Source organism: Variovorax sp. PDC80, assembly GCF_900115375.1.
GTDB lineage: Bacteria > Pseudomonadota > Gammaproteobacteria > Burkholderiales > Burkholderiaceae_C > Variovorax.
On the sequence record NZ_FOWG01000002.1, the window covers coordinates 168,592 to 192,344 of the forward strand.

Annotated in this window: 24 protein-coding genes; 14 read left to right on the plus strand and 10 right to left on the minus strand. The window is 70.0% G+C overall.

Annotated elements, in window-relative coordinates; translation table 11 throughout:
* Positions 1 to 26 precede the first annotated feature (26 nt).
* Positions 27 to 1,055: an aldo/keto reductase gene (locus BM109_RS06380; RefSeq protein WP_093341486.1), complete on the plus strand. Its 1,029-nt coding sequence runs from the start codon at positions 27 to 29 to the stop codon at positions 1,053 to 1,055.
* A gap of 6 nt (positions 1,056 to 1,061) precedes the next feature.
* Here the strand turns inward: BM109_RS06380 and BM109_RS06385 are convergent, their stop codons facing one another.
* Positions 1,062 to 1,961 (minus strand): LysR substrate-binding domain-containing protein, encoded by a 900-nt coding sequence (locus tag BM109_RS06385; RefSeq protein ID WP_057596715.1) that lies wholly within the window; start codon positions 1,959 to 1,961, stop codon positions 1,062 to 1,064.
* A 206-nt stretch (positions 1,962 to 2,167) separates the two neighbouring features.
* Here BM109_RS06385 and BM109_RS06390 point away from each other — a divergent pair, with 206 nt between their 5' ends.
* The 6 genes from BM109_RS06390 to BM109_RS06415 are packed head-to-tail and all read left to right on the plus strand — an operon-like array spanning position 2,168 to position 8,633.
* Entirely contained in the window at positions 2,168 to 3,331 is a 1,164-nt protein-coding gene (locus BM109_RS06390) for a branched-chain amino acid ABC transporter substrate-binding protein (RefSeq protein WP_093341488.1), read from the plus strand.
* Positions 3,332 to 3,341: 10 nt separating this feature from the next.
* The gene (locus tag BM109_RS06395; protein ID WP_093341489.1) at positions 3,342 to 4,241 is read left to right on the plus strand and encodes a delta(1)-pyrroline-2-carboxylate reductase family protein; all 900 of its coding nucleotides are present in this window, start codon (positions 3,342 to 3,344) and stop codon (positions 4,239 to 4,241) included.
* 28 nt (positions 4,242 to 4,269) lie between these two features.
* Positions 4,270 to 5,442 (plus strand): NAD(P)/FAD-dependent oxidoreductase, encoded by a 1,173-nt coding sequence (locus BM109_RS06400; RefSeq protein ID WP_093341491.1) that lies wholly within the window; start codon positions 4,270 to 4,272, stop codon positions 5,440 to 5,442.
* 46 nt (positions 5,443 to 5,488) lie between these two features.
* Complete coding sequence (locus tag BM109_RS06405; RefSeq protein ID WP_093341493.1) at positions 5,489 to 6,514, plus strand: class I fructose-bisphosphate aldolase; 1,026 nt, start codon at positions 5,489 to 5,491, stop codon at positions 6,512 to 6,514.
* Between the two features lie 47 nt (positions 6,515 to 6,561).
* A complete protein-coding gene (locus BM109_RS06410) occupies positions 6,562 to 7,857 on the plus strand; it encodes an acetyl-CoA hydrolase/transferase family protein (protein WP_093341495.1) in 1,296 nt (431 codons plus the stop codon).
* A complete protein-coding gene (locus tag BM109_RS06415; protein ID WP_093341497.1) occupies positions 7,854 to 8,633 on the plus strand; it encodes a tetratricopeptide repeat protein in 780 nt (259 codons plus the stop codon). The genes BM109_RS06410 and BM109_RS06415 overlap by 4 nt, the downstream gene beginning before the upstream one ends.
* Before the next feature lie 36 nt (positions 8,634 to 8,669).
* Here BM109_RS06415 and BM109_RS06420 read toward each other — a convergent pair whose 3' ends face one another.
* The 5 genes from BM109_RS06420 to BM109_RS06440 all read right to left on the minus strand — a co-directional run bounded on the left by BM109_RS06420 (position 8,670) and on the right by BM109_RS06440 (position 11,810).
* Positions 8,670 to 8,915, minus strand: coding sequence for a hypothetical protein (locus tag BM109_RS06420; RefSeq protein ID WP_093341498.1), 246 nt, complete (start codon positions 8,913 to 8,915; stop codon positions 8,670 to 8,672).
* A 7-nt stretch (positions 8,916 to 8,922) separates the two neighbouring features.
* Positions 8,923 to 9,624 (minus strand): peptide-methionine (S)-S-oxide reductase MsrA, encoded by a 702-nt coding sequence (gene msrA / locus BM109_RS06425; protein WP_093341500.1) that lies wholly within the window; start codon positions 9,622 to 9,624, stop codon positions 8,923 to 8,925.
* Between the two features lie 106 nt (positions 9,625 to 9,730).
* Positions 9,731 to 9,982, minus strand: coding sequence for a pentapeptide MXKDX repeat protein (locus BM109_RS06430; RefSeq protein WP_093341501.1), 252 nt, complete (start codon positions 9,980 to 9,982; stop codon positions 9,731 to 9,733).
* A gap of 105 nt (positions 9,983 to 10,087) precedes the next feature.
* Entirely contained in the window at positions 10,088 to 10,879 is a 792-nt protein-coding gene (locus BM109_RS06435; RefSeq protein ID WP_093341503.1) for a molybdopterin-binding protein, read from the minus strand.
* Between the two features lie 298 nt (positions 10,880 to 11,177).
* The gene (locus BM109_RS06440) at positions 11,178 to 11,810 is read right to left on the minus strand and encodes a cytochrome b/b6 domain-containing protein (RefSeq protein WP_093341505.1); all 633 of its coding nucleotides are present in this window, start codon (positions 11,808 to 11,810) and stop codon (positions 11,178 to 11,180) included.
* 97 nt (positions 11,811 to 11,907) lie between these two features.
* Between BM109_RS06440 and BM109_RS06445 the strand changes: the two genes are divergently transcribed.
* From BM109_RS06445 to BM109_RS06460, 4 genes are all read left to right on the plus strand, one after another.
* Complete coding sequence (locus BM109_RS06445; protein WP_093341507.1) at positions 11,908 to 12,639, plus strand: response regulator transcription factor; 732 nt, start codon at positions 11,908 to 11,910, stop codon at positions 12,637 to 12,639.
* Entirely contained in the window at positions 12,636 to 14,129 is a 1,494-nt protein-coding gene (locus BM109_RS06450; protein WP_093341509.1) for a sensor histidine kinase, read from the plus strand. Before BM109_RS06445 ends, BM109_RS06450 begins: the two co-directional genes overlap by 4 nt.
* Before the next feature lie 116 nt (positions 14,130 to 14,245).
* Entirely contained in the window at positions 14,246 to 15,169 is a 924-nt protein-coding gene (locus tag BM109_RS06455) for a crotonase/enoyl-CoA hydratase family protein (protein WP_093341511.1), read from the plus strand.
* A gap of 138 nt (positions 15,170 to 15,307) precedes the next feature.
* Positions 15,308 to 16,510 carry a glycerophosphodiester phosphodiesterase gene (locus BM109_RS06460; protein ID WP_093341512.1) on the plus strand — a complete coding sequence of 401 codons (1,203 nt, stop codon included), beginning with the start codon at positions 15,308 to 15,310 and terminating at the stop codon, positions 16,508 to 16,510.
* Between the two features lie 46 nt (positions 16,511 to 16,556).
* Here the strand turns inward: BM109_RS06460 and BM109_RS06465 are convergent, their stop codons facing one another.
* Together BM109_RS06465 and BM109_RS06470 are read right to left on the minus strand one after the other, a co-directional pair.
* Positions 16,557 to 18,071, minus strand: coding sequence for an alpha/beta hydrolase family protein (locus tag BM109_RS06465; RefSeq protein WP_093341514.1), 1,515 nt, complete (start codon positions 18,069 to 18,071; stop codon positions 16,557 to 16,559).
* A 183-nt stretch (positions 18,072 to 18,254) separates the two neighbouring features.
* Positions 18,255 to 19,157 carry a transglutaminase family protein gene (locus BM109_RS06470; protein WP_093341516.1) on the minus strand — a complete coding sequence of 301 codons (903 nt, stop codon included), beginning with the start codon at positions 19,155 to 19,157 and terminating at the stop codon, positions 18,255 to 18,257.
* 121 nt (positions 19,158 to 19,278) lie between these two features.
* Here BM109_RS06470 and BM109_RS06475 point away from each other — a divergent pair, with 121 nt between their 5' ends.
* A complete protein-coding gene (locus BM109_RS06475; protein ID WP_093341517.1) occupies positions 19,279 to 19,608 on the plus strand; it encodes an antibiotic biosynthesis monooxygenase family protein in 330 nt (109 codons plus the stop codon).
* A gap of 6 nt (positions 19,609 to 19,614) precedes the next feature.
* Here the strand turns inward: BM109_RS06475 and mnmC are convergent, their stop codons facing one another.
* Both mnmC and BM109_RS06485 read right to left on the minus strand, forming a co-directional pair.
* Positions 19,615 to 21,477 carry a bifunctional tRNA (5-methylaminomethyl-2-thiouridine)(34)-methyltransferase MnmC2/FAD-dependent 5-carboxymethylaminomethyl-2-thiouridine(34) oxidoreductase MnmC1 gene (mnmC, locus tag BM109_RS06480; protein ID WP_093341519.1) on the minus strand — a complete coding sequence of 621 codons (1,863 nt, stop codon included), beginning with the start codon at positions 21,475 to 21,477 and terminating at the stop codon, positions 19,615 to 19,617.
* 19 nt (positions 21,478 to 21,496) lie between these two features.
* On the minus strand, positions 21,497 to 21,769 hold the full coding sequence (locus BM109_RS06485) for an oxidative damage protection protein (RefSeq protein ID WP_093341520.1): 273 nt from the start codon (positions 21,767 to 21,769) through the stop codon (positions 21,497 to 21,499).
* Positions 21,770 to 21,913: 144 nt separating this feature from the next.
* Between BM109_RS06485 and BM109_RS06490 the strand changes: the two genes are divergently transcribed.
* The gene (locus tag BM109_RS06490) at positions 21,914 to 22,957 is read left to right on the plus strand and encodes a sulfate ABC transporter substrate-binding protein (RefSeq protein ID WP_093342412.1); all 1,044 of its coding nucleotides are present in this window, start codon (positions 21,914 to 21,916) and stop codon (positions 22,955 to 22,957) included.
* A 106-nt stretch (positions 22,958 to 23,063) separates the two neighbouring features.
* Entirely contained in the window at positions 23,064 to 23,648 is a 585-nt protein-coding gene (ssuE, locus tag BM109_RS06495) for an NADPH-dependent FMN reductase (protein ID WP_093341522.1), read from the plus strand.
* Positions 23,649 to 23,753 lie beyond the last annotated feature (105 nt).

Genomic DNA, 23,753 nt, shown 5'->3' on the forward strand with positions numbered 1-23,753 from the left:
GGCCCGCGGGCCGAAGGAGCAGCATCTTGGAATACCGTCATCTGGGCCGATCGGGCCTCAAGGTCCCCGTCCTGAGCTTCGGCACCGGCACCTTCGGGGGCAAGGGCGAATTCTTCCAGGCCTGGGGCAGCACCGACGTGGCCGAGGCCCGCAAGCTGATCGACATCTGCCTCGACGCGGGCGTCAACATGTTCGACAGCGCCGACATCTATTCGGGCGGCGCGGCCGAATCGGTGCTCGGCGAGGCGATCAAGGGCCGGCCGCGCGACAAGCTGCTGATCTCGACCAAGGCCACCTTCCGCAGCGGCGAGGGCGCCAACGAGGTCGGCTCCTCGCGCTACCACCTGGTCGCCGCGGTCGACGCCGCGCTCCAGCGCCTGGGCACCGACTACATCGACCTGTTCCAGCTGCACGGCTTCGATGCCGCCACGCCGGTGGAAGAGACGCTCTCGACGCTCGACGACCTGGTGCGCGCCGGCAAGCTGCGCTACGTGGGCGCCTCCAACTTCTCGGGCTGGCACCTGATGAAGTCGCTGGGCGTGGCCGAGCGCTACGGCTATCCGCGCTACGTGGCGCACCAGGCCTACTACTCGCTGGTGGGCCGCGACTACGAATGGGAGCTGATGCCGCTGGCGCAGGACCAGGGCGTGGGCGCGGTGGTGTGGAGCCCGCTGGGCTGGGGCCGCCTCACCGGCAAGATCCGCCGCGGCCAGCCGCTGCCGGCCAACAGCCGCCTGCACGTGACGGCCGACATGGGTCCGCCGGTGCCCGACGAGCTGCTCTACCGCGTCGTCGATGCGCTCGAGAAGATCGCCGGCGAGACCGGCAAGACGGTGCCGCAGGTGGCGCTGAACTGGCTGCTGCAGCGCCCGACGGTGTCGAGCGTGGTGATCGGCGCGCGCGACGAGCAGCAGCTGCGCCAGAACTTCGGCGCGGTGGGCTGGAGCCTCACGAAGGAGCAGGTGGCCGAGCTCGACGTGGCGAGCACGACGACGCTGGCCTATCCGTACTGGCACCAGCGCGGCTTCGCGGAGCGCAACCCGGCGCCGGTCTGATCGGGCTCAGCCCTTCTCGGGCGTCAGGCTCAGTACCCAGCGCTTGAAGTGCTCGAGCGCCCCCGAGGCCGGCCGGCCCTCGGGATAGGCGAAGTAGTAGCCCTGGCTCACGTCGAGGCTGCGGTCGATCGGGATCACGAGCTCGCCGGTGCGCAGCTCGTGCTGGATCAGCAGGCGCGGCGCCAGGCCCACGCCCATGCCGGCCGCGGTGGCGGCCGTCACCATGGTGAAGAGCTCGTAGCGCGGTCCGCGCGAGGCATGCACCGTGTAGTCCCAGCCCTGCTGCGCATACCAGTCGCGCCAGGCATGGGCGCGCGTGCTCAGGTGCACGTGGCGGCAGCGCGCGAACGCGGCCTCGTCCCAGGGGCCGTTGGCATCGCGGAAGGCCGGGCTGCACACCGGCACCATCTCGCCCTCGGAGAAGATGCGCCCGCCGCGCGTGTCGGGCCAGAACTGGTCGCCGAAGTAGATCGCGGCGTCGTAGGCGTTCTCCTGGAACGAGAAGGGCTGCGAGCGCGCCGACAGGTTGACCGTGATGTTGGGATGCAGCCGGCTGAAATCGGGCAGGCGCGGAATCAGCCACTGGGTCGCGAAGGTGGGCACCACCGCCACCTCGAGCACGAAGCCCATGTCGTGGCCGGCGGCGATCTCCAGCGTGTCGCGCCGGATCTGGTCGAGGTGGCGGCGGATGCGCGCCGCGTACTCGCGGCCCACGTCGGTCAGGGTGAGCCGGCGCCGCACGCGCGAGAACAGCGCCACGCCGAGCCGCTGCTCGAGCATCGCCACCTGGCGGCCGACCGCGCTCTGCGTGAGCGCCAGTTCGCTCGCGGCGCGCGTGAAGCTGCCCAGCCGCGCCGAGGCCTCGAAGGCCTGCAGCGCGCCGAGGTTGGGTATGTCTTTTCTCATCTCGCCTGCTTGTCCTGGTGGGCCGATTCTGGCGCGGCCCGCTTTCCGTCAACCAAAGCATTCATCGCGCCGCCGATCCGGGGAGCTTCCTTCCGGGATCGCACAACGTCGTGCGCATTGAGCGTTTGTTGCGCCCGCCAGCGCGACTCTATTCTGCGTTCGGGCCTCCAGCGCGGCCCGCACGCACAAACACAAGGAGACTTTCGATGACCGCTTCGCGCGTATCGCCGCGGCACCATGTCGCCGCCTCGGCTTGCTTGCTGACCGGCGTCCTGGCCGGCGCCCTGGCGCTGCCGGCCTGGGCCCAGTCCGAGCAGACGGTGCTGATCGGCCATGCCGGCCCGCTCACCGGCGGCGCCGCCCACTGGGGCAAGGACAACGACAACGGCGCGCGTCTCGCGGTGGAGGACCTCAACAGGCAGAACCTGCTGATCGGCGGCAAGAAGATCAAGTTCGTGCTGCAGTCCGAGGACGACCAGGCCGATCCCAAGCAGGCCATGGTGGTCGCCAACAAGCTGGCCGACATGGGCGTGAAGGGCATCCTCGGCCACTTCAATTCGGGCGCCGCGATTCCCGCCTCGGCGGTCTACAGCCGCGCCGGCCTGCCCGACGTGTCGACCGCCACCAATCCGAGCTTCACGAAGCAGGGCTACGACAACGTGTTCCGCATCCTCGCGAGCGACGACGACGTGGGCATGGCGATCGCGAACTACACGGTGAAGGAGCTCAAGGCCACGAAGATCGCCGTGATCGACGACCGCACCGCCTACGGGCAGGGCGCGGCCGAGGTGTTCGCGCGCGGCGTCAAGGCGCTGGGCGGCACCATCGTCGCGCAGGAGTACGGCAGCGACAAGGCGACCGACTTCATGGCGATCCTCACCAGCATCAAGGCCAGGCAGCCCGAGGTCGTGTTCTACGGCGGCATGGACGCGCAGGGCGGGCTGATCGCGCGGCAGATGAAGCAGCTCGGCATCACGGCCAAGCTGCTGGGCACCGACGGCCTGTGCACCAACGAGGTCGCCAGGATCAGCGGCGGCGCGGTCGACGGGCTGCTCTACTGCACGCGCGGCGGCAAGGAGGTCGAGAAGACCACCAAGGGCGCCGAGTTCGAGCAGCGCTACAAGGCGCGCTTCGGCGTCGACGTGCTGACCTACGCGCCCTACCTCTACGACGCGATGATGGCGCTGGCCGCCGGCATGCGCGAGGCCAACTCGGTCGAGCCCGCGGCCTACCTGCCGGCGATGCGCAAGGTGAAGTTCGACGGCGTGACCGGCGCCATCGCCTTCGATGCCAAGGGCAACCTGCAGAAGCCCGACTTCACCGTCTTCACCTACAAGGACGGCAAGCGCGTGCGCGTCGCCGGTTCCTGAGGCGGCCTCGGTGCGCACGCTCGATGCGGCCGAGACGGCCGCGGCCTTGCCCTGGGGACCGCTGGTCGAGGCCATGCTGCGGATGTTCGAGCGCGAACGCCGCGGCGAGGCACGGGCCGCGCCGCGCACCGCCGTGCCGCTTGCGGCCGGCGGCACGATGCTGCTGATGCCCGCGGCCGACGCCGACTTCGCCGCGCTCAAGACCGTGACCGTGCATGCGGGCAACGCGGCGCGCGGCCTGCCGGTGGTGCAGGGCGAGGTTGTGCTGCTCGATGCGGCCACCGGCACGCGGCTGCTCGCGCTCGACGGCAATGTGCTGACCGCGCGGCGCACGGCGACCCTGTCGCTGGCCGGCGCGATGCGGGCCGGGCGCAAGGGTGCGGAACGGGTGCTGCTGATCGGCGCGGGCGTGCAGGCGCGCGCGCATGCCGAGGCGCTGGCCGAACTGTGGGGCGTGCGGCGGCTCGCGATCCATGCGCGCACCGCGGCCCATGCCGAGGACCTCGCGCGGCACATGCGTTCGCTCGGCGTCGAGGCGCAGGCGATCGCCGATCCGGACGCCGCCGCGCGCGAGGCCGACCTCGTCGTCGCCGCGACCAATGCGCTCGACCCCGTGGTGCCGCCCGATCTGCGCCCCGATGCCTGCGTGATCGCGATCGGCGCCTACCGCGCCGACATGGCCGAGGTGCCCACCGCGCTGGTGCGCCGCGGCAGCGTGTTTGTGGATACGCTGGAGGGCGCGCGCCGCGAGGCCGGCGACCTGATCCGCGCCGACGTCGATTGGCGCGCCGTGCAGGACTTCGCGCATGCGGTGCCCGCGGCGGCCGGCGCGCCGGTGCTGGTCAAGACCGTGGGCCATGCGCTGTGGGACCTGGCGGCGGCGCGGCTGGCGCATGACGAAGGACAGTGACGATGACGAGCGGAGCGAAAGGCATTCCATGCGGCGTGTGGTGATCATCGGCGGCGGAGCCATCGGCTCGGCCATCGCCTATTTCCTGACCCGCGATCCGGCGCGGGAGCCCTTCGAGGTCACGGTGGTCGAGCGCGACTTCTCGTACAGCCAGGCTTCCTCGGCGCTGTCGGCCAGTTCGATCCGCCAGCAGTTCTCGACCGCCATCAACATCGAGATGTCGCGCTACGGCATCGACTTCTTCCGCAGCCTGGGCCAGACGCTGCGCGTGGGCGACGACGCACCCGACATCGGCCTGGTCGAGCCCGGCTACCTCTACCTGGCCTCCGCGGCGGGCGAGGGCGTGCTGCGCGAGAACCATGCGCTGCAGAAGGCCCATGCGGTCGACGTGGCGCTGCTCGAGCCCGAGGCGTTGAAGGCGCGCTTTCCGTGGCTCAACACCGAGGGCGTCGCGCTGGGATCGCTGGGCCTGTCGGGCGAGGGCTGGTACGACGGCTACAGCCTGCTGCAGGCCTTCCGCAAGAAGGCCGTGTCGCAGGGCGTGCGCTACGTGCAGGCGCAGGCGACCGGGCTGCAATGCGAAGGGCGCCTTGTTCGCGGCGTCGTGCTCGCCGACGGCCAGGCCCTGCAGGCCGACGTGGTCGTCAATGCCGCGGGCGCCTGGGCCGCGACGGTGGCGCGCTGGGCCGGCATCGACCTGCCAGTGCGCGGCCGTCGGCGCAGCGTGTTCAGCTTCTCGTGTCCCGAGGCCTTGCCCGGCTGCCCGCTGGTGATCGACACCTCGGGCATCTGGCTGCGCCCCGAGGGCCGCCAGTTCATCTGCGGCTTCGCGCCGCCCGAGGACCAGGACCCCGACGACGCCGCGCTCGAGGTCGAGTACGAGGCCTTCGACAGCTTCATCTGGCCCGCGCTGGCCGAACGCGTGCCGGCCTTCGAAGCCATCCGCATGACCGGCGCCTGGGCCGGCTACTACGAGATGAACCTGTTCGACCACAACGCCATCCTCGGCCTGCACCCCGACTGCGACAACCTCTACTTCGCCAACGGTTTCTCGGGCCATGGCCTGCAGCAATGCCCGGCGGCGGGGCGCGGCGTGGCCGAGCTGATCCGCTTCGGCGGCTACCGCAGCCTCGACCTGTCGGCGGTGGGCTTCGAGCGCATCCTGCGCAACGCGCCGCTGCTGGAGCGCAACGTCATCTAGGGGCAAACCTCGCGGGCGTAGGATGGCCCCCGAAAGGTGTCCCGACATGACCGCCAAGACATTGACCGACACGGCCGCCGCGTTGCTGGCCGCCGACAAGGGCCTGCTCGCGATGGACGAGAGCAACGCCACCTGCAACAAGCGCTTCGCCGCGCTCGGCATCCCGCAGACCGAGGCGGCGCGGCGCGACTGGCGCGAGCTGATCGTCACGGCGCCCGGGCTGTCCGACAGCATCGGCGGCGCGATCCTGTTCGACGAGACGCTGCGCCAGACCACCAACGCCGGCGTGCCCTTCGCGCAGGCCCTGGCCGCCGCGGGCATCGTGCCGGGCATCAAGGTCGACACCGGCGCCAAGCCGCTCGCGGGCCATCCGGGCGAAACGGTGACCGAGGGCCTCGACGGCCTGCGCGAACGGCTGGCCGAGTACGCGGGCCTGGGCGCGCGCTTCGCCAAGTGGCGCGGCGTGATCGCGATCGGCGCGGCCCTGCCCAGCCGCGCCTGCATCCGCGTCAACGCCCATGCGCTCGCGCGCTATGCGGCGCTGTGCCAGGAAGCCGGCCTGGTGCCTATCGTCGAACCCGAGGTGCTGATGGACGGCGACCATTCGCTCGCGCGCTGCGCCGAGGTCACGGAAGAAGTGCTGCACCGCACCTTCGCCGAGCTGCGCGCGCAGGGCGTGCTGCTCGAGGGTATGCTGCTCAAGCCGAACATGGTGCTGCCGGCGCAGAACGCCGCCGTGCAGGACGACGTGGCCGCGGTGGCCGACGCCACGGTGCATTGCCTGCTGCGCAGCGTGCCCGCGGCGGTGCCGGGCGTGGCCTTCCTCTCGGGCGGGCAGTCGGCGCAGCTCGCCTCGGCGCGGCTCAATGCGATGAATGCCCGCTTCGGCGCGCGGCTGCCGTGGGCGCTGAGCTTCTCGTTCTCGCGCGCGGTGCAGCAGCCCGCGCTCGAGCTCTGGAAGGGCGACCCGGCGCGCGTGGCCGAGGCGCAGAAAGCCTTGGTGTTCCGTGCGCGCTGCAACCGGGCCGCGCGGCGCGGCACCTACGATGCGCGCAACGACGCGCCGGCGTAGGCCGACCCCCCATTCCCATCCCTTCAGAAAAAGAGACGAGACGCTTCATGGACTTCCAGGACCAGTACCGCCGCAAGCGCGCCAGCGCCGCCGATGCCGTGCGCCAGGTGCGCAACGGCGACATGATCATCGTGCCCACCGGCGTGGGCGAGCCGCCCGCGCTGCTCGAAGCGCTGTCCGAGCAGCGGCGCGATTTCCGCGACGTCAAGGTCGCGCAGATCCTCGCGATGCGCAAGTACGCCTACATCGATCCCGAGACGGTGGCGCACGTGCGCCACGTCGCGCTGTTCTTCGGCGGCGCCACGCGCGCGGGCGGGCAGGAGGGCTGGATCGACTTCCTGCCCAACTACTTCTCGGAGATTCCGGCGCAGATCGAGCGCGGCCAGATTCCGGCCGACGTGGTCTTCAGCATGGCCTCGCCGATGGACGCGCACGGCTACTTCGCGCTGAGCCTGGGCGCGGACTACACGATGGCCGCCGTGGCCAAGGCGCGCGCGGTGGTGCTCGAGGTCAACCCGAACGTGCCCTTCGCGCATGGCGCCTGCCATGTGCACGTGTCGCAGGTGGCGGCGCTGGTCGAGAGCGAGGCGCCGGTGCTCGAGGTGGGCCTGCCGAAGATCGGCCCGGTGCAGCAGGCCATCGGCAAGTACGTGGCCGAGCGCATCGACGACGGCTCAACCTTGCAGATCGGCTATGGCGGCATTCCCGACGCGGTGGTGATGCAGCTCACGGCCAAGCGCGACCTCGGCATCCACACCGAGATGATCGGCGACGGCATCCTCACGCTGGTGGAGAGCGGCGCCGTGACCAACCGGCGCAAGAACCACCTGCCGGGCAAGTCGATCGCAACCTTCGCGCTGGGCTCGAGCAAGCTCTACCGCTTCATGGACCGCAACCCGGCGCTCGAGATGCATCCGGTGAACTTCACCAACGACCCCGCGCTCGCGGGCCTCAACGACAACCTGGTCGCCATCAACGCCACCATGCAGATCGACCTGCTGGGCCAGTGCGGCTCCGAGAGCCTGGGCCATGCGCCGTACTCGGGCACGGGCGGGCAGTCGGACTTCGTGCGCGCGGCCAACCGCTCGCGCGGCGGCAAGGCCTTCATCGTGCTGCCCTCGACCGCCAAGGGCGACACCATCTCGCGCATCGTGCCCTCGCTGTCGCCCGGCACGCACGTGAGCACGAGCAAGAACGACATCGACTACGTGGTGACCGAGCATGGCGTGGCGCAACTGCGCGGCAAGTCGGCCAAGCAGCGCGCGCGCGAGCTGATCGCGATCGCGCATCCGGCGTTCCGGGCGGAGCTGGAGGAGCAGGCGCAGCGGCTGAGGTTGCTGTGAGGCGCGCGCTGGCGGGCGGCCTGTTGCTCGCTGCAGCGCTGCTGGCGGGCTGCGCGAGCTCTGGCGACCAGATCAATTCCGGCCTCTGGCACCACCAGGCCGGGCTGTGGGCACAGGCCGCTCCGCGTCTCGTGGACGGCGTGCCGGCACTCGAACGCCAGAACCCCGCCGACCCGCGCCTGCCGACCGCCTACCTGGCGCTCGGCGACATGGCCGCCGCGGCCGGCCGGCACGAGGTGGCCGACGACAACTACGGCCGCGCACTGCGTGCCGCGCGCACCTATCACGCGGGCAACCCGACGCTGCTGCGCAACGCGCTGGTGCACCGCGGCAACTTCCTGCGCGAGCGCGGCCGCGCGGCCGAAGCGATCGCGCTGCTGTCCGAGGCAGAGGCGATCTCCGCGCGCGAGGCGAGCGTGCCGAAGGTGCTGAACGCGATCGACCTCGACAACCTCAGCGTCGCCTATCAGGCCGTGCCCGATTTCCCGCAGGCCGAGCGCCTGAGCCGCCGTGCATTGGCCGTGCTCGACACGCTCGAGCAGACACCGGCGGTCGGGTCGACGCGCGGCGTGGTGCTCTACAACGCGGCCTATGGGCTGGCGGAAGCGGGGCGCTATGCCGAGGCCGAGGCGCTCTACCGGCAGGCGCTGCCGTTGGTGTCGAAGGGGCCGGACCGGTGGCGCGTGGAGGTGGTGCGCAAGCAGTACGCGCAACTGCTGCGGAAGATGGGGCGCGAGGCGGAGGCGAGGACGATGGCGGGGCCGGCCCGCGATTGATTCGCCGAAGAGAGGGTGCTTCGCCAGCCTCGGCGCTCAGTGCCGGCTTGCCGTACGCCGGCGCCGCCAGTGCCGGAACAGCAGGTTGCCGAGCCAGCCGCCCGCAAGCACGCAGGCCGCATGCACCGCGAGCGCGATGACGAAGGCCTGCGAGAGGTCGCTTTCGCTTTGAGCGCGGTTCATCTCGTACCAGTGCCCGACCGCGCGCAGCGCTTCGTTGGCGGCCACGCCGAGCAGCAGGGCGCCGGCGAGGATGAAGGCGATGCGAAGCAGCACGCTCACGAGCGGATCAACCGCCCTTCGCGGCGCTCACCAGCGAGGGCGCCGAGCGGTAGCTCTCGGGAAAGAGCTTCTTCAGGTCGTCGATCTTGGGCCAGTCGTTGACGACGATGTAGCCGTGGTCCGGGTGCTTGGTGAGGAAGTCCTGGTGGTAGTCCTCGGCGGCGTAGAAGGGCTTGCCCGTCTCGATGGTGGTGGCGAGCGGCTTGCCGAAAGTCTTGGCCTGGTTCAACTGGGCGATGTAGGCCTTCGCGATGCGGGCCTGCTCGGCGTTCTCGGCGAACACGGTGGAGCGGTACTGGGTGCCGGTGTCGGGGCCCTGGCGGTTGAGCTCGGTCGGGTCGTGCGCGACCGAGAAATAGATCTGCAGCAGCTTGCCGTAGCTGATCTGCTTCGGGTCGTAGGTGATGCGCACCGATTCGGCATGGCCGGTGCGGCCGGAGCCGACCTCGTCGTATTTGGCGGTCTTCGCATCGCCACCCGCGTAGCCCGAGACGGCGTTGCTCACGCCCTGCACGCGCTGGAACACGCCCTGTACGCCCCAGAAGCAGCCGCCCGCGAAGACGGCGGTTTCGGTCTTAGCGGCGGGTGGTGCCACGAGGTCGGCGGTGGGAGCGGGCACGCGGCGCGCCGGTTCGGCCGAGGAGGGCACGGCATGCCAGACCAGGGCCGCGGCGGCGAGGGTGGCGGCGGTGAATGCGAGGGATTTCATGGGTGGTCCTTGAGGGGAGGTTGCCGCGCGGGCGCGGCCGCCGGAGGCGACATTGCCGCCGATTCCGGCGGCCGTCAATGCCGCGTCCGGTTCGGGCGTCCTTTTCTTACTTCTTCATCTCGTCCTTGCCCATGGCATCCTTCTTCATGCCATCCTTGGACATGGAGTCTTTTGCCATCGAGTCCTTCTTCATGCCGTCTTTCGACATGGAGTCCTTCGCCATCGAATCCTTCTTCATGGCGTCCTTGGACATCGAGTCCTTCGCCATGCCATCCTTGGCCATCTCGTCGGCGGCAAAGGCGGAGGCACCGGCAAAGGCCAGGCAGGTGGCGAGCAGGGTTGCGCTGAGCTTGTTCATTGGGAAGTCTTTCGGGTTGAGTTTCACTTTTTCAAGAGAGGCGCGGTTCATCGAGGAACACGGCCTCGCGCTTTCATCGGCAGTCGAATCGTCGCGGGCGACGACTCAGCTCCCTCCGAACCAGTTGTAGCCCTGGTCTTCCCAGTAGCCACCTGAATAGGTATTGCTGACGAACATCGCCTGGATGTGCTTGGGGTTCTTGTAGCCAAGCTTGGTCGGCATCCGCAGCTTCATCGGAAAGCCATACTTCGGCGGCAGCACCTCGCCGTCGTAGGTCAGCGCCAGCAGGGTCTGCGGATGCAGCGCGGTCGCCATGTCGATGCTGGTGTAGTAGTCGTCGGCGCACTTGAAGCCGACATAGCGCGCGGTGGTGTCGGCACCGACGTGGCGCAGAAAATCGGCGAAGCGCACGCCGCCCCAGCGGCCGATGGCGCTCCAGCCCTCCACGCAGATATGGCGCGTGATCTGCTCGTGCTGCGGCATGGCGCGCAGCTCGGGCAGGGTCCAGCGGCGCTTGTCGGCGACCAGGCCGGTGACCTCGAGCCGGTAGCTCGCTTCGTCGACCTCGCGGATCTCGTCCTCGCCGTAGTAGGCATTGAACGGAAACGGCCGGGTGATCATCGAGGCGGGATAGGTCTCGGCGAGCTGCGTGGGGCTGAAGATCAGGCCCTGCACCTTGTCGTTGATGCGCGAGATCTTCGAGAGCGCGGCCTCGACGTGGGTGTCGTCGCTGATGCTGCAGCCTGTGAGCAGCGACAGGCCGCCCAGGGTCAATGAGCGTTGAAGGAAGGCGCGGCGTGCGGGGTGCTCGACCTTCTTCGCGATCAGTGCTCGCGCTTCCTGGACCACTGCCTCGCTGTCGACGGCGGTCATCTTTGGGGCTTTGAAGATTCTCATGTCTGGCTTTGGTTGTTGGAGGTCGGAGCGCGTGCACAGGACAGCGGGTACTTCCCTCCGCGAATGTCCCCCGCCTTCGGCTCCTCCTTGATTTCGCTGCGGGAAGCACCCACTGCCCTGTGCACGAGGAGCGCAGTCGTTGTGCGGCCGGTTCGACGACCGTGCCCAGGCTCACGTCGATGGGGTACTCCCCGCAGCGAAATAAAGGAGGAGCCCGAAGGGCGGGGGACATTCGCGGAGGGGAGTACCCCGTCGGCGTGAGCCCGCCCCGAACGCGGCACATCAAGAGCCAGTGCATTCATTTCAGACCCCGAGAAGAACGGCCCCAAACCATCGCAAGCAAGGTCCGAGGAACCAGCGCCACCATCACCAGGTGAAGCACGACGAAGGCAACCAAAGAAGCCATCCCGAAGAAGTGAATGCGCCGTGCGAACTCGTAGCCACCCAGCAGATCACGCAACACAGCGAACTGCACCGACTTCCAGAGCACCAGCCCCGACAGCACGATCACCACGATGTCGAGCATCACGAACAGATAGGCCAGCCGTTGCACGTTGTTGTAGCGGCGCGGATCGGCATGCGAGAGCCGCCCCTTGAGCGCCGACAGCGCGTCGTGCCACACACCGCCCGGCGTGACCGGAAAGAACTTGGTGGCCAGCCGTCCGCTCGCGATGTTGAGCGCCAGGTAGACGAAGCCGTTGAACACCAGCAGCCACATCGCCGCGAAGTGCCATTGCAGCGCGCCGCCGAGCCAGCCGCCGAGCGTGATCTCGGTCGGGATACGGAACGGGAGGAAAGGTGCCGCGTCGTAGATGCGCCAGCCGCTCGTCACCAGCACCAGCACCGCCAGCGCGTTGAGCCAATGCGTGATGCGCATCCACAGCGGATGGACGGGACGGGTGTCCGGGGCGGCGAGGGCGGTGCTGTTCATGGAGCGGATTCTTGGGCCCACCCCCTGGCCGATTCATCACGCAAAGTTCAAAGAATCGTGATAACTCGGGAATCCGTATCGCGGGACAATCGGCGCCATGGACACCCCCAAGCGCGTGCTGCTGGTCGAAGACGACGCCCATATCGCCGAATTGCTGCGCATGCACCTGCGCGACGAAGGCTATGCGGTGGTGCATGCGGCCGATGGGCACGCGGGCCTGCGCGAACTGGAGCGCGGCCAGTGGGACGCGCTGGTGCTCGACCTCATGCTGCCCGGCATCGACGGGCTCGAGATCTGCCGCCGCGCACGCGCCATGGCACGTTACACCCCGATCATCATCATCAGCGCGCGCTCGAGCGAGGTGCACCGCATCCTCGGCCTCGAGCTCGGCGCCGACGACTACCTCGCCAAGCCCTTCTCGGTGCTCGAGCTGGTGGCGCGCGTGAAGGCGCTGATCCGCCGCACCGATGCGCTGGCGCGCAATGCGCGGCTGGAGTCGGGCAGCCTCGCGCTCGGCAACCTCGAAATCGAGCCGCTCGCACGCGAGGTGCGCGTGGACGGCAAGCCCATCGAGCTCACGCCGCGCGAGTTCGACCTGCTGTATTTTTTCGCGCGCCACCCGGGCAAGGTGTTCTCGCGGCTCGACCTGCTCAACCAGGTCTGGGGCTACCAGCATGACGGCTACGAGCACACCGTCAACACCCACATCAACCGGCTGCGCACCAAGGTCGAGGCCGACCCGGCCGCGCCGCGGCGCATCCTCACCGTCTGGGGCCGCGGCTACAAGCTCTCGGCCACGGCCGATGGCAAGGACGAGGGCGCTGCATGACGGGCTGGGCCACGCTCTCGCGCCGGCTGTCGCTGGTGTTCGCGCTGCTGCTGCTGGTGTGCTGCGGTGCTTCGGCCTGGCTGCAGGTGCGCGCGAACGGGCGCCACGAGCAGGAGGTGATCCAGCGCCTGTCGGGCGGCCTGGCCGCGCACATCGCCGAGAACGCCGAGCTGATGCGCCCGGGCGGGCTCGACCCGGCCGCGGTCAAGCGGCTGTTCGACCAGCTGATGGCCGTCAACCCCAGCGTCGAGGTCTACCTGCTCGCGCTCGATGGCCGCATCGAGGCCCAGGCCGCGCCCGAGGGGCACCTCAAGCGCGACCGCGTCGACCTCGCGCCCGTGCGGCGCCTGCTGGCCGGCGCGCCGATGCCGATCCTCGGCGACGATCCGCGCAACCTGCAGACCGCCAAGGTCTTCAGCGCCGCGCCGCTGCGCATGGACGGCCGCGACGCCGGCTATGTCTACGTGGTGCTGCAGGGCGAGGACCACGACGCGCTCGCCGCCCACGTGGCGGCCGACAACGCGCTGCGCACCACGCTGTGGTCGATGGGGCTGGTGGCGCTGCTCGGGCTGGTCGCGGGCACGGCCGCGTTCTGGCTCATCACGCGGCCGCTGCGCGAGCTCACGGCCGCGGTGCGGCGCTTCGAGACCGAGGGCATCGATGCGATCGAGGGCCAGGCGCCGACGCTGGAGCGCATCGCGCGCGGCGGCGGCGAGATCGCCTTGCTGGCGCAGGCCTTCGCGCAGATGATGCGGCGCATCGCCGAGCAGTGGCGCGAGCTCACCTTGCAGGACCAGCAGCGGCGCGAGCTGTTCGCCAATGTCTCGCACGACCTGCGCACGCCGCTGACCTCGCTGCACGGCTACCTCGAGACCCTGCGCCTGAAGGCCGGCACGCTCGACGAGGAGGAGCGCCGCCGCTACCTCGACATCGCGCTCGACCAGAGCCGCAAGGTGGGGCGGCTCGCGCAAGAGCTGTTCGAGCTGGCGCGGCTCGAGTACGGCGTGGTCAAGCCCGAGAAGGAGAGTTTCGCGCTGGCCGACCTGGTGCAGGACGTGTTCCAGAAGTTCGAGCTCGCGGCCGAGTCGCGGCAGCAGAAGCTGCGTCCCGACATCGCGCCGGGCCTGCCGGTGGTGTCGGCCGACCTCGGGATGATCGAGCGCGTGCTGACCAACCTGCTCGACAACGCGATCCGCCACACGCCGGCCGGCGGCGAGATCGTGGTGCAGCTGCGGGCGGCCACCGGCGACGAGGGCACGGGCGTGGCGGTGCAGGTCAGCGACACCGGGCCCGGCATTCCGCGCGAACTGCAGCCCAGCCTGTTCACGCGCCCGGCCTTCACCGGCAGCGTGCGCAGCGACGGTTCGGCCGGCGGCGGGCTGGGGCTGGTGTTCGTGCAGCGCATCCTGCAGCTGCATGGCAGCGACATCCGGCTGGTGCCGCAGGCGGGGCGCGGCGCGGTGTTCCGCTTCCGGCTCTCGGGCGCCTGAGCACCGGGCGCATCGGTGCAAGCGCCGGTTGCGCGCGCGGCGGCCGATGCTACAAGCGGATGCGGGATGCAGGCACGTCGACCTGTGCCCGACGATCCACCCAGGAGACACCGCCCATGCCCGACTTCCGCACCGTCGTCATCGACCAGGATCCGCAGCATCCGCGCATCGCGCGCCTCGTGCTCAACCGCCCCGAGAAGCTCAACGCCATCGCCGAGACCACGCCGACCGACATCCGCCATGCGGTGGAGTGGGCGCAGGCCGAGGACGCGGTGCACGTGATCGTGGTCGAGGGCGCGGGCCGCGCCTTCTGCGCCGGCTACGACCTCGGCGACTATGCCGAGGGCCACGGGCGCGAGGGGCAGGGCGAGCATCCGTGCCGGCAGGAAAAGACGCCCTGGGACCCGATGCTCGACTACGCCGCGATGAAGCGCAACACCGACGACTTCATGGCGCTGTGGCGCTGCACCAAGCCGACCATCGCCAAGGTGCATGGCTACGCGGTGGCCGGCGGCAGCGACATCGCGCTGTGCTGCGACCTGCTGGCCATGGCCGACGATGCGCGCATCGGCTACATGCCCACGCGCGTGTGGGGCTGCCCGACCACGGCCATGTGGACCTACAGGCTCGGCGCGCTGCGCGCCAAGCAGCTCATGTTCACCGGCGACACCATCGACGGCGCGCAGGCGGCCGACTGGGGCCTCGCCAACTTCGCGGTGCCGGCCGAAGAACTCGACGCCGCCACGCTGAAGCTGGCGCTGCGCATCGCGGGCGTGCCGCGCTCGCACCTGATGATGCACAAGCTGGTGGTCAACCAGGTCTGGCACTCGATGGGCCTCGAGCAAAGCCAGATGTTTGCCACCGTGTTCGACGGCATCACGCGCCACAACCCCGAGGGCATGTGGTTCCGCCGCCAGGCCGAGGCCGAGGGCTTCAAGAGCGCGGTGCAGTGGCGCGACAGCGGGCGCGACATCCCGGAGAGCGACGAGGCGAGGGCGCTGATCGCCGCGCTCGAGGCGAAGCTGGCCGCGCGCTCCTGAGCGAGGCGCGGGGGCCGTGCATGTCACGGCGCAGACACATGGCCTCGCAATGATCCGACGCCCGCCAAGAACCCATAACAACGCGCGGCGGGTGGCGACGAATCCGTACCAGCCACACAGCGAGAGAGAGGGTCTCCCATGCAGTCATTTTCCCTGGCCAGGATCGCCCTGGCGGTCAGCGCCTGCGCGCTCATGAGCGCTTGCGGCGGAGGCGGCGGCACTGCCGTCTTCCCGATCCTGCCGCCCGCACCGGCCCCCGCGCCGCCGGCACCGCCGCCGCCCGCGCCGGCCCCCGTGCCCGCCGCGCTCGTGATCGGGCACCGCGGCGAACCGGCCAAGCGGCCCGAACACACGCTGGCCTCGTACCAGCAGGCCATCGACGACGGCGCCGACTTCATCGAACCCGACCTCGTGCCGACCAGGGACGGCGAGCTGGTGGCGCGCCACGAGAACGCGATCGCCATCGTCGACGCCAGCGGCAAGGTGCTCGAAGCCACCACCAACGTGATGGACGTGCCGAAGTTCGCGAGCCGCAAGACCACCAAGACCATCGACGGCCGCCAGGTCATCGGCTGGTTCACCGAGGACTTCACGCTGGCCGAGCTCAAGGAACTGCGCGCGCGCGAGCGCATTCCGGCGCAGCGCCCGGCCAACATCTCGTACAACGACCTGTTCCAGGTGCCCACGCTCGACGAGGTGATCGAGCTCGCGAAGGCGCAGTCGCAGGCCAAGGGCCGCACCATCGGCATCTATCCCGAGACCAAGCACCCGACCTACTTCCGCTCGATCGGCCTGCCGCTCGAGAACAAGCTGCTCGACACGCTGCAGAAGCACGGCCTCAACAAGGCCGATGCGCCGGTGTTCGTGCAGTCCTTCGAGACCGGCAACCTCAAGGACGTGCGCCTGCGCAGCACGGTGAAGATCGTCCAGCTGATCGGCGGCTCGGGCGCGCCCTACGACCTGGTGGCGCTCGGCGACAAGCGCACCTATGCCGACCTCCTGAAGCCCGAGGGCCTGGCCGAGATCGCGACCTATGCGCAGGGCATCGGTCCCGACAAGTCGCGCGTGATCCCGGTGGTGGCCGGCAAGCTGGGCACGCCCACCACGCTGGTGAAGGATGCGCACGACAAAAAGCTGTTCGTCCACATCTACACGGTCCGGCCCGAGAACGCCTTCCTGCCCGACAGCCTCAAGAAGGAGCCGAAGACCGACGGCACCGTGCACGGCGACACGGCGGCGGAGATCACCGCTTTCCTCGATGCCGGGATCGACGGGCTGTTCGTCGACAGCGCCGCGACCGCGGTGCCGGTGGTGAAGGCCTACAGCGCGCAGAAGCGCTGAAGGCGATCGGGAAACGCCTGCGAAGGCGGTTCCCGCCCCTTGCCGCTCAGGGCGGGCAGGGATGCGTGCCGGCCGCCACGGTGCGCGAGGCGATGCTCGTCTCGTCCACCGTGCCGAGCGGACGGGTGAACTTGCAGCCATAGGCCGGATCGGCCACCGTCGCCGCGGTCACCACGTCGTCGCCCGCGGGCTTCACGCCGTCGCGTTCCCACTTGATCATCGCGTCGAAGGCCTCGACTTGCTCGGCCTGCGTGAAGTCGCAATGGGTGATGCCGCGCACCGCGCGCTGCACCAGCCAGCCGCTGTTGCCCTTGGCCGCCACGCGCTTGTTGTAGATCTGCTCCATGCTGAAGGGCACGTAGAGGTCGCCGAGCGTGTGCAGGGTGACCACCGGGATCTTGAACTCGCCATTGGCCTTGGGAATCCAGCGCAGTCCGTCGCGGCGCAGGCGGTTGGCGTCGGGCACGGCGGTGAGCTTGAGCACCGAGCCGTTGAGCGCCGTCGAGCCGGCCGCGTCGCCTTCGATGGTGTAGGTGAAGCGGTTGGTGTCGAGCGTGCTCTTGTTGAGGATGCCGTTGACCGTACCGTCGCTGCCGAGCACGCCCCACACGAAGGCGAAGGAACCGCCCGACTTGAAGCCGAGATCGAACATCGGACGGGGCCCGCCGGTGAGGTTCTCGATCACCGAGGCGTACTTGGTGCCGGTGGGCGTGGTGGTGATGTTGGGGATCGGCGAGACCGTGAAGTCGGCGAACAGCGTGCCCGTCACCTGCGCCGCGATGTCCGACCAGTTCACCGTCGGGTACTTCGGCAGCCCCGCCAGCGCCTGCGCCGTGACCTGCGCGCCCGCGAAGTAGTCGAACAGCTCGGTGTCGCCGACCACGCCGCACATCGGCACCGCGCCGTTGTAGCGCACCTTGTGGTTGGCCGTGGCATAGGCCTCGTCCTCGATCGCCGCGGCCGTGATGTGGCCGCCCATCGAGTGGCCGGTGATGTAGATCTTCGAGGGCGCGGCGAGCTCGCGGCCGTTGGCCTTGGCGATCTTGTTGAACTCCAGCGCCAGCGCGTTGGTGTCCTCCACGCCCACGCGCACGTCGTAGAAGTTCTTGCTGTAGCTCGAGGCCGCCCAGGCATAGCCGTTCTGGATCAGGTAGCGGCGGATCGAGGGGTTGCTGACCGCGAGCACGTTGCCTTCGCCGGCATAGCCGTGCGCGTACATCACGAGCTTGCCGTTCCAGTTGGACGGCACCTCCACGCGGTAGGCCGCGCCGCCGAGCACGCCGGCCCAGCGGCTGGTGGTGGCGTTGTCGACCGTGTCGCCGGCCGCGGCGGCCAGGGCCGTGAAGGTGGTGGCGGCGGCATCGGCCGGCGCGAAGGAATTGCGGTCGTCCTGCGCGCGGCGCTCCTCGGGCGCGGGGGGCGGCGGGGGCGGTGCCGGCGGCGCGGGGGCGGGCGCGGGCGGCACGATCGGGAAGATGGCCCCACCGCCGCCTCCGCCGCCGCAGGAAGCGGCGGCGATGCTGGCGGCGATGACGATGAGCTTGAGGCGCGCGGAATGCATGGTTCGTTGTCTCCGTTTTCTGGGGGCGAGGAATGCCGGCCGCCGTCGTCCGGAGGTGCCCATGAGGCTGGCACGACCGTGCTTTTCTTGCGGACCGGCGGCGCAGCGTAGAGGCGCCGTCCCTGCAAACGGTGGGGGCTTTCCCGTAGCCGCTATCGCCTGCGCGACAGCGGCGCCGCGCGCTCAGTTGCGCCGGCGCGTGACCGTCACCGTGGCCTCGAGGCCTTCGTAGGCCTCGGCCGGGCCGTACCAGCTGCCCGAGATCGGCGCGCCCTGGGCCGGGTCGCGCGTCACGCCGACGCGGATCAGCTGGCCGCTGCCCATGAGGTTGTTGGTCGGGTCGAACGCGACCCAGCCCGCGCCCGGCAGGTAGGCCTGCAGCCAGGCGTGGGTGGTGCCGGCGCCGGTCATGGCCTCGCCCTTGGCCTGCACCGTGCTGTCGAGCGCGGCGTCGTAGATGTAGCCCGAGACGAAGCGCGTGGCGATGCCCAGGCGGCGCACCGCCTCCATCATCAGCAGCGCGTAGTCGCGGCAGCTGCCGCTGCCCAGCGCCAGCGTCTCGAGCGGCGTCTGCGTGCCTTCCTCGTCGCGCGCCAGGTACTCGAGGCTCTGGCCGATGTGGGCGTTCATGCGCGTGAGCACCTCGCGCGTGCTGTTGGGCTTGTCGGTGTGCAGGAACTGGTGGGCCCAGCGGATCAGCGTGCCGTCGGGGTCGTCGTGGTGCGGGCGCAGGTAGTGCTCGAGGTCGAGCCGGTCCTGCACCGAATAGGCGAAGGGCAGGAACTCCGCGGCCGGGTCGATCGCGAGCTGGTCCTGCGTGGCCGCGGGCACGGTCTCGATGGTGAAGGCGCAGACGATGCGCAGTTCGGTGGCTTCGCCCATCGGCTGCACCAGCGCCACCGAATTCGAGTGCGGGTCCTGGATCAGCCGCGTGTGGGCCGACGGGCTCACCTGCAGGTCGGTGGCCAGCACGCGCAGGTCGTGGCTGTCGCGTGGACGGAACATCACGCGGTGCAGCCCGAAGCTGACCGGCTCGTTGTAGCGGTAGATCGTGGTGTGGCGGATGTCGTACTGGGTGCTGGGCATGGGGCATTCTCCTGCGTTCGTGTGTCGCCGCACATGTCCGCGGTGATGGGAGCAGGCAGGACTGCCGCATAATCCGCGCCCCTTCGGCCCGCGTGGCCGCGCCGTTCGCCCATGGAGGACCATGTACGCATCGACTTTCATCTTCGCCACCCGCCAGTTCGACGACGCCTTCCACCGGCTCGACCAGGCGATCGCCGAAGCCGCCCGCGCGCTGCCCGGCTACCTGGGCGAGGAGAGCTGGGAGAACAGCGCCAACGGGCTGGTGTCGAACGTCTACTACTGGCGCTCGCTCGAGGCGCTGCAGGCGCTGATGACGCATCCCTCGCATCTGCAGGCCAAGGCGGCGCAGGCGAACTGGCTCGATGGCTACCGGGTGGTGATCTCGGAGGTGGTGCGCAGCTATGGCGATGGCCGCATCGACCACCTGCTGCCGGCACTTGACGCCGCGTAGCGGCCCTCAGGCCCGCGTGGTGCGCCGCGTATCGAGGGCCTTGGCCAGCGCCGCCGGCAGCGGCAAGGGCTCGCCATGCCACTGCGCGGCCAGCAGTTCGGCGCACAGCGCGGCGAAGCTGAGCCCGCGCGAGCCGAGCGCCGTGCAGGTCCACAGGCCCTTGTCCTCGGGCGCATCGCCGAGCGGCCCGACCAGCGGCCGGCGATCGCCCGAGGCGCAGCGCACGCCGACCCAGGCCTGGGCCTCGCCGCGTGCGAAGGCCTGGTCGATCGATGGGGCGCTGGCCGGATGCAGCCGGGCGGCGCGTTCGCGCACGGCCTCGGCGTCGCTGTCGCGCGGCGCCAGGTCATGGCTGTCGCGGTCGAAGGTGGCGCCGGTCAGCCAAAGCGGCGCGCCGCCAGCGGGTTCGGGCACGCCGGCGATCAGGTGGCCGTCGCCATTCACGGGCGCGGCGGGCAACGCGGCCGCGTCGCTGCGGCCCCAGGCCACCTGGCCGCGCACCGGCTGCAGCGGCAGGCGCGGCGCCAGCAGGCCCGAGCCATGGCCCATCGCGACCACCACGCGGTCGGCCTCGGCCAGCACGGCACCGTCTTCGGCCAGCAGCCGCCAGCCGCCGGTGGCCGCATCGCGCTCCAGCCGCTCGACGCGGCAGCCACCGCGGAATGCGATGCCAGGCTCGCACAGCCAGGCCTCGACCAGTGCACGCGGGCGCACCCAGGCGGCGCGCGCATGCCACAGCGCGGGCGCGTCGGGCGGCAGGCCCGCGGCCGCGAGCTGCGCGGCGCTCGCGGGCCAGGATTCGTTGGGCCCGTCGGCCTGCCAGCCCGCGGGCACGCGCACATCGCCATCGGGCCGGCGCTCCAGCGTGCCGGTGCCGCGCCAGTCGCGGCCTTCTTCCAGGCGCTGCGCCAGTTCGTTCCAGGTGGCGCGGATGCCGGCGCGCGTGAGCCGCGAGAGCAGGGCGTCGTCGGGCGACACATGCGGCGCGAGCAGGCCCACGGGCAGGCCCGAGGCGCCTTCGGCCGGCCGCGCTGCGGCGTCGAGCACCTCGACCTGCCAGCCGCGCCGCGCGAGGCTGGCCGCCACGGCCGCGCCCGCGAGGCCGGCGCCGATCACGGCGCAGCGGCCGGGCGCTGAAACGGTCTCGGGCAGCGGCTCGCGCCGGCGCACGGTCCAGGCCGGTGCGAAGCGCGCGCCCAGGCAGTCGCGCTTGGGCGGCAGGCCCGGGCGGCGCTCGAGCTGGAAGCCGTTCTGCGCCAGCGCGTCGCGCACGGCGCGCGCATAGGTCCAGGTGCCGAGCAGGGTGCCCTGGCGCGCGAAGCGCGAGAGCGCCTTCAGCGTCTCGGGCGACCACATCTCGGGATTGCACTGCGGGCTGAAGCCGTCGAGATACAGGCTGTCGGCCTCGAAGCGCTGGGCGCGCAGCATAGTCTGCACTGCGCCCACGCAGAGCGTAAGCAGCACCCGGCCGTCGTCGAAGGCCAGTCGATGGAAGCCCGGCAGCAGGCCGTGCCAGCGCGCGGCCAGCTCGCGCGCGAGCGGCGCGAGTTCCTCATAGGCGCCAGCGGCGCGCAGCAGGCTCTCGGCCGCCACCGGCCAGGCCTCGATCGAGACGAAGTGAAGCAGCCGCGGGCGTGCCGGATCGGCGCGCCAGGCGGCCCAGGTCGCGAGGAAGTTGAGGCCCAGCCCGAAGCCGGTTTCGAGAATGCGCCACCGCGGCTGGCCGGCCCAGGCGGCCGGCAGGCCGCAGCCGCCGAGGAAGACGTGGCGCGACTGCGCGAGCGCGCCGGCCTCCGTGTGATAGATGTCGCCGAAGCGCTCGCTGTGCGGTGTGCCGTCCGTGCGCCAGGCGACCGGTTCGGCCGTCACTGCGGGTCGTTGCGCGGCCTCAGGCCGACGGCGGGACGTAGCCCTGGGCGACGTCGGCGCCCTCGCCGAAGAAGTGCTTCTCCATCTGGCGTGCCAGGTACTGGCGGGCGCGCTGGTCGGCGAGGTTCAGGCGGTTCTCGTTCACCAGCATGGTCTGCTGCTTGAGCCAGGCGGCCCAGGCTTCCTTGCTGACGCTCTCCCAGATGCGCTTGCCGAGTTCGCCGGGATAGGGCGGGAAGTCGAGGCCTTCGGCTTCCTTGCCGAGCTTGATGCACTGAATCATGCGTGCCATGTCGATTGCCTTTGGGTGGGGGAGCGCGAAAAAGCTGCTCTTAGTTGATTTAGCTATTTAGAACTGAAAACTTGGTCGTTCCAGTTCCTATATGTCGTATTGAGAATACGCAGCTTCATTGATATGCCATTCGAAGACAACACCATGAGCCTCCGCCGCGACTTTATCAAGCTTTCCCTCGGTGCCGGCGTGGCCGGCGCCATGGCCCTGTCGGCGCTGCCGGCGTTTGCACAGGGCAGCGCCGCCGGCCCGGTGACGCTGCTGAACGTCTCCTACGACCCCACGCGCGAGCTGTACGTGGACTACAACCAGGCCTTCGCCAAGTACTGGAAGGGCAAGACCGGCCAGGACGTGACGATCAAGCAGTCGCACGGCGGCTCGGGCAAGCAGGCCCGCTCGATCATCGACGGCATCGACGCCGACGTGGCCACGCTGGCCCTTGGCGGCGACGTCGACGCGCTGGTGACCCACGGCGGCCTGCTCAAGGCCGACTGGCAGAAGCGCCTGCCGCACAACTCGGCGCCCTACACCTCGACCATCGTGTTCCTGGTGAAGAAGGGCAATCCCAAGGGCCTGAAGGACTGGGACGACCTGGTCAAGCCCGGCGTGCAGGTGATCACCCCCAACCCCAAGACCTCGGGCGGCGCCCGCTGGAACTACCTCGCGGCCTGGGAATTCGCCAAGCGCAAGTACGGCGGCGATGCCAAGGCCAAGGAATACGTGGGCAACCTGTTCAAGAACGTGCCCGTGCTCGACACCGGCGCGCGCGGCTCGACCATCACCTTCGTCCAGCGCGGCGTCGGCGACGTGCTGCTGGCCTGGGAGAACGAAGCCTTCCTGGCGCTGAAGGAATTCGGCCCCGAGAAGTTCGAGATCGTGGTGCCGTCGATCTCCATCCTGGCCGAACCCACCGTGGCGGTGGTCGACAAGGTGGTCGACAAGAAGGGCACGCGCGCCGTGGCCGAGGAATACCTGAAGTACCTGTATTCCGACGAAGGCCAGGACATCGCCGGCCGCAACTTCTACCGCCCGACCTCGGACAAGGCGAAGGCCAAGTACGAGAAGCAGTTCCCCAAGCTGACGCTGGTGACCATCGACCAGGCCTTCGGCGGCTGGGGCAAGGCGGACAAGGACCACTTCGCCGACGGCGCCTCGTTCGACCAGATCTACACCGCCAAGCAGAAGTAAGCGCGGCATTCACCCCGCGGCGACCGACCCCGATGGCGCCCGCTGCGGCGGATGCCGGGGACCGGTTCGCTTCGACCCTCCCGATACCGCCACCCGAAAGCCTTCCGTGTCCGTTCTCCTGATTGCCGGCAGCCCCTCGGCGCCTTCGCGCTCCACCGCCTTGCTCGACGCGGTGGCCGAGCGCCTGGCGCGGCGCCATGCGCAGATCGAACGGCTCGCGATCCGCGACCTGCCGGCGCAGGCGCTGCTGCTGGCGGACTGGAACCATCCGGCCATCGTGCAGGCCATCGCCCAGGTGACGCGAGCCCGCGCCATCGTGGTGGCCACGCCGGTCTACAAGGCCGCCTACAGCGGCGTGCTCAAGGTCTTCCTCGACCTGCTGGCGCAGAACGCGCTCAAGGGCAAGACGGTGCTGCCGCTGGCCACCGGCGGCAGCCCGCATCACATGCTCGCGCTCGACTACGCGCTGCGGCCCGTGCTGCAGTCGCTGTCGGCGCGCCACATCCTGCCGGGCGTCTACGCGAGCGATTCGCAGATCGCGCTGACGCCCGAGAACGCCTACCAGGTGCACAACGACCTGGCGGAGCGGCTCAACGAGGCCGTCGAGGTGCTGGTCACCGAGGGGCTGAAGCTGCCGGCGACACACGGCTTCGAGCCGGTGCCGTTCTCGCGCGTGCGATGTAGCGTCTGAAGCCGGCCGGCGCACGACCCGGCCGCCACCACCGCTTCATCCCATTCCCGACCATTCCGAACGCGGCGATTCGCGCCGCGAGGGATGGCTTCGCCTCCAGTTTCG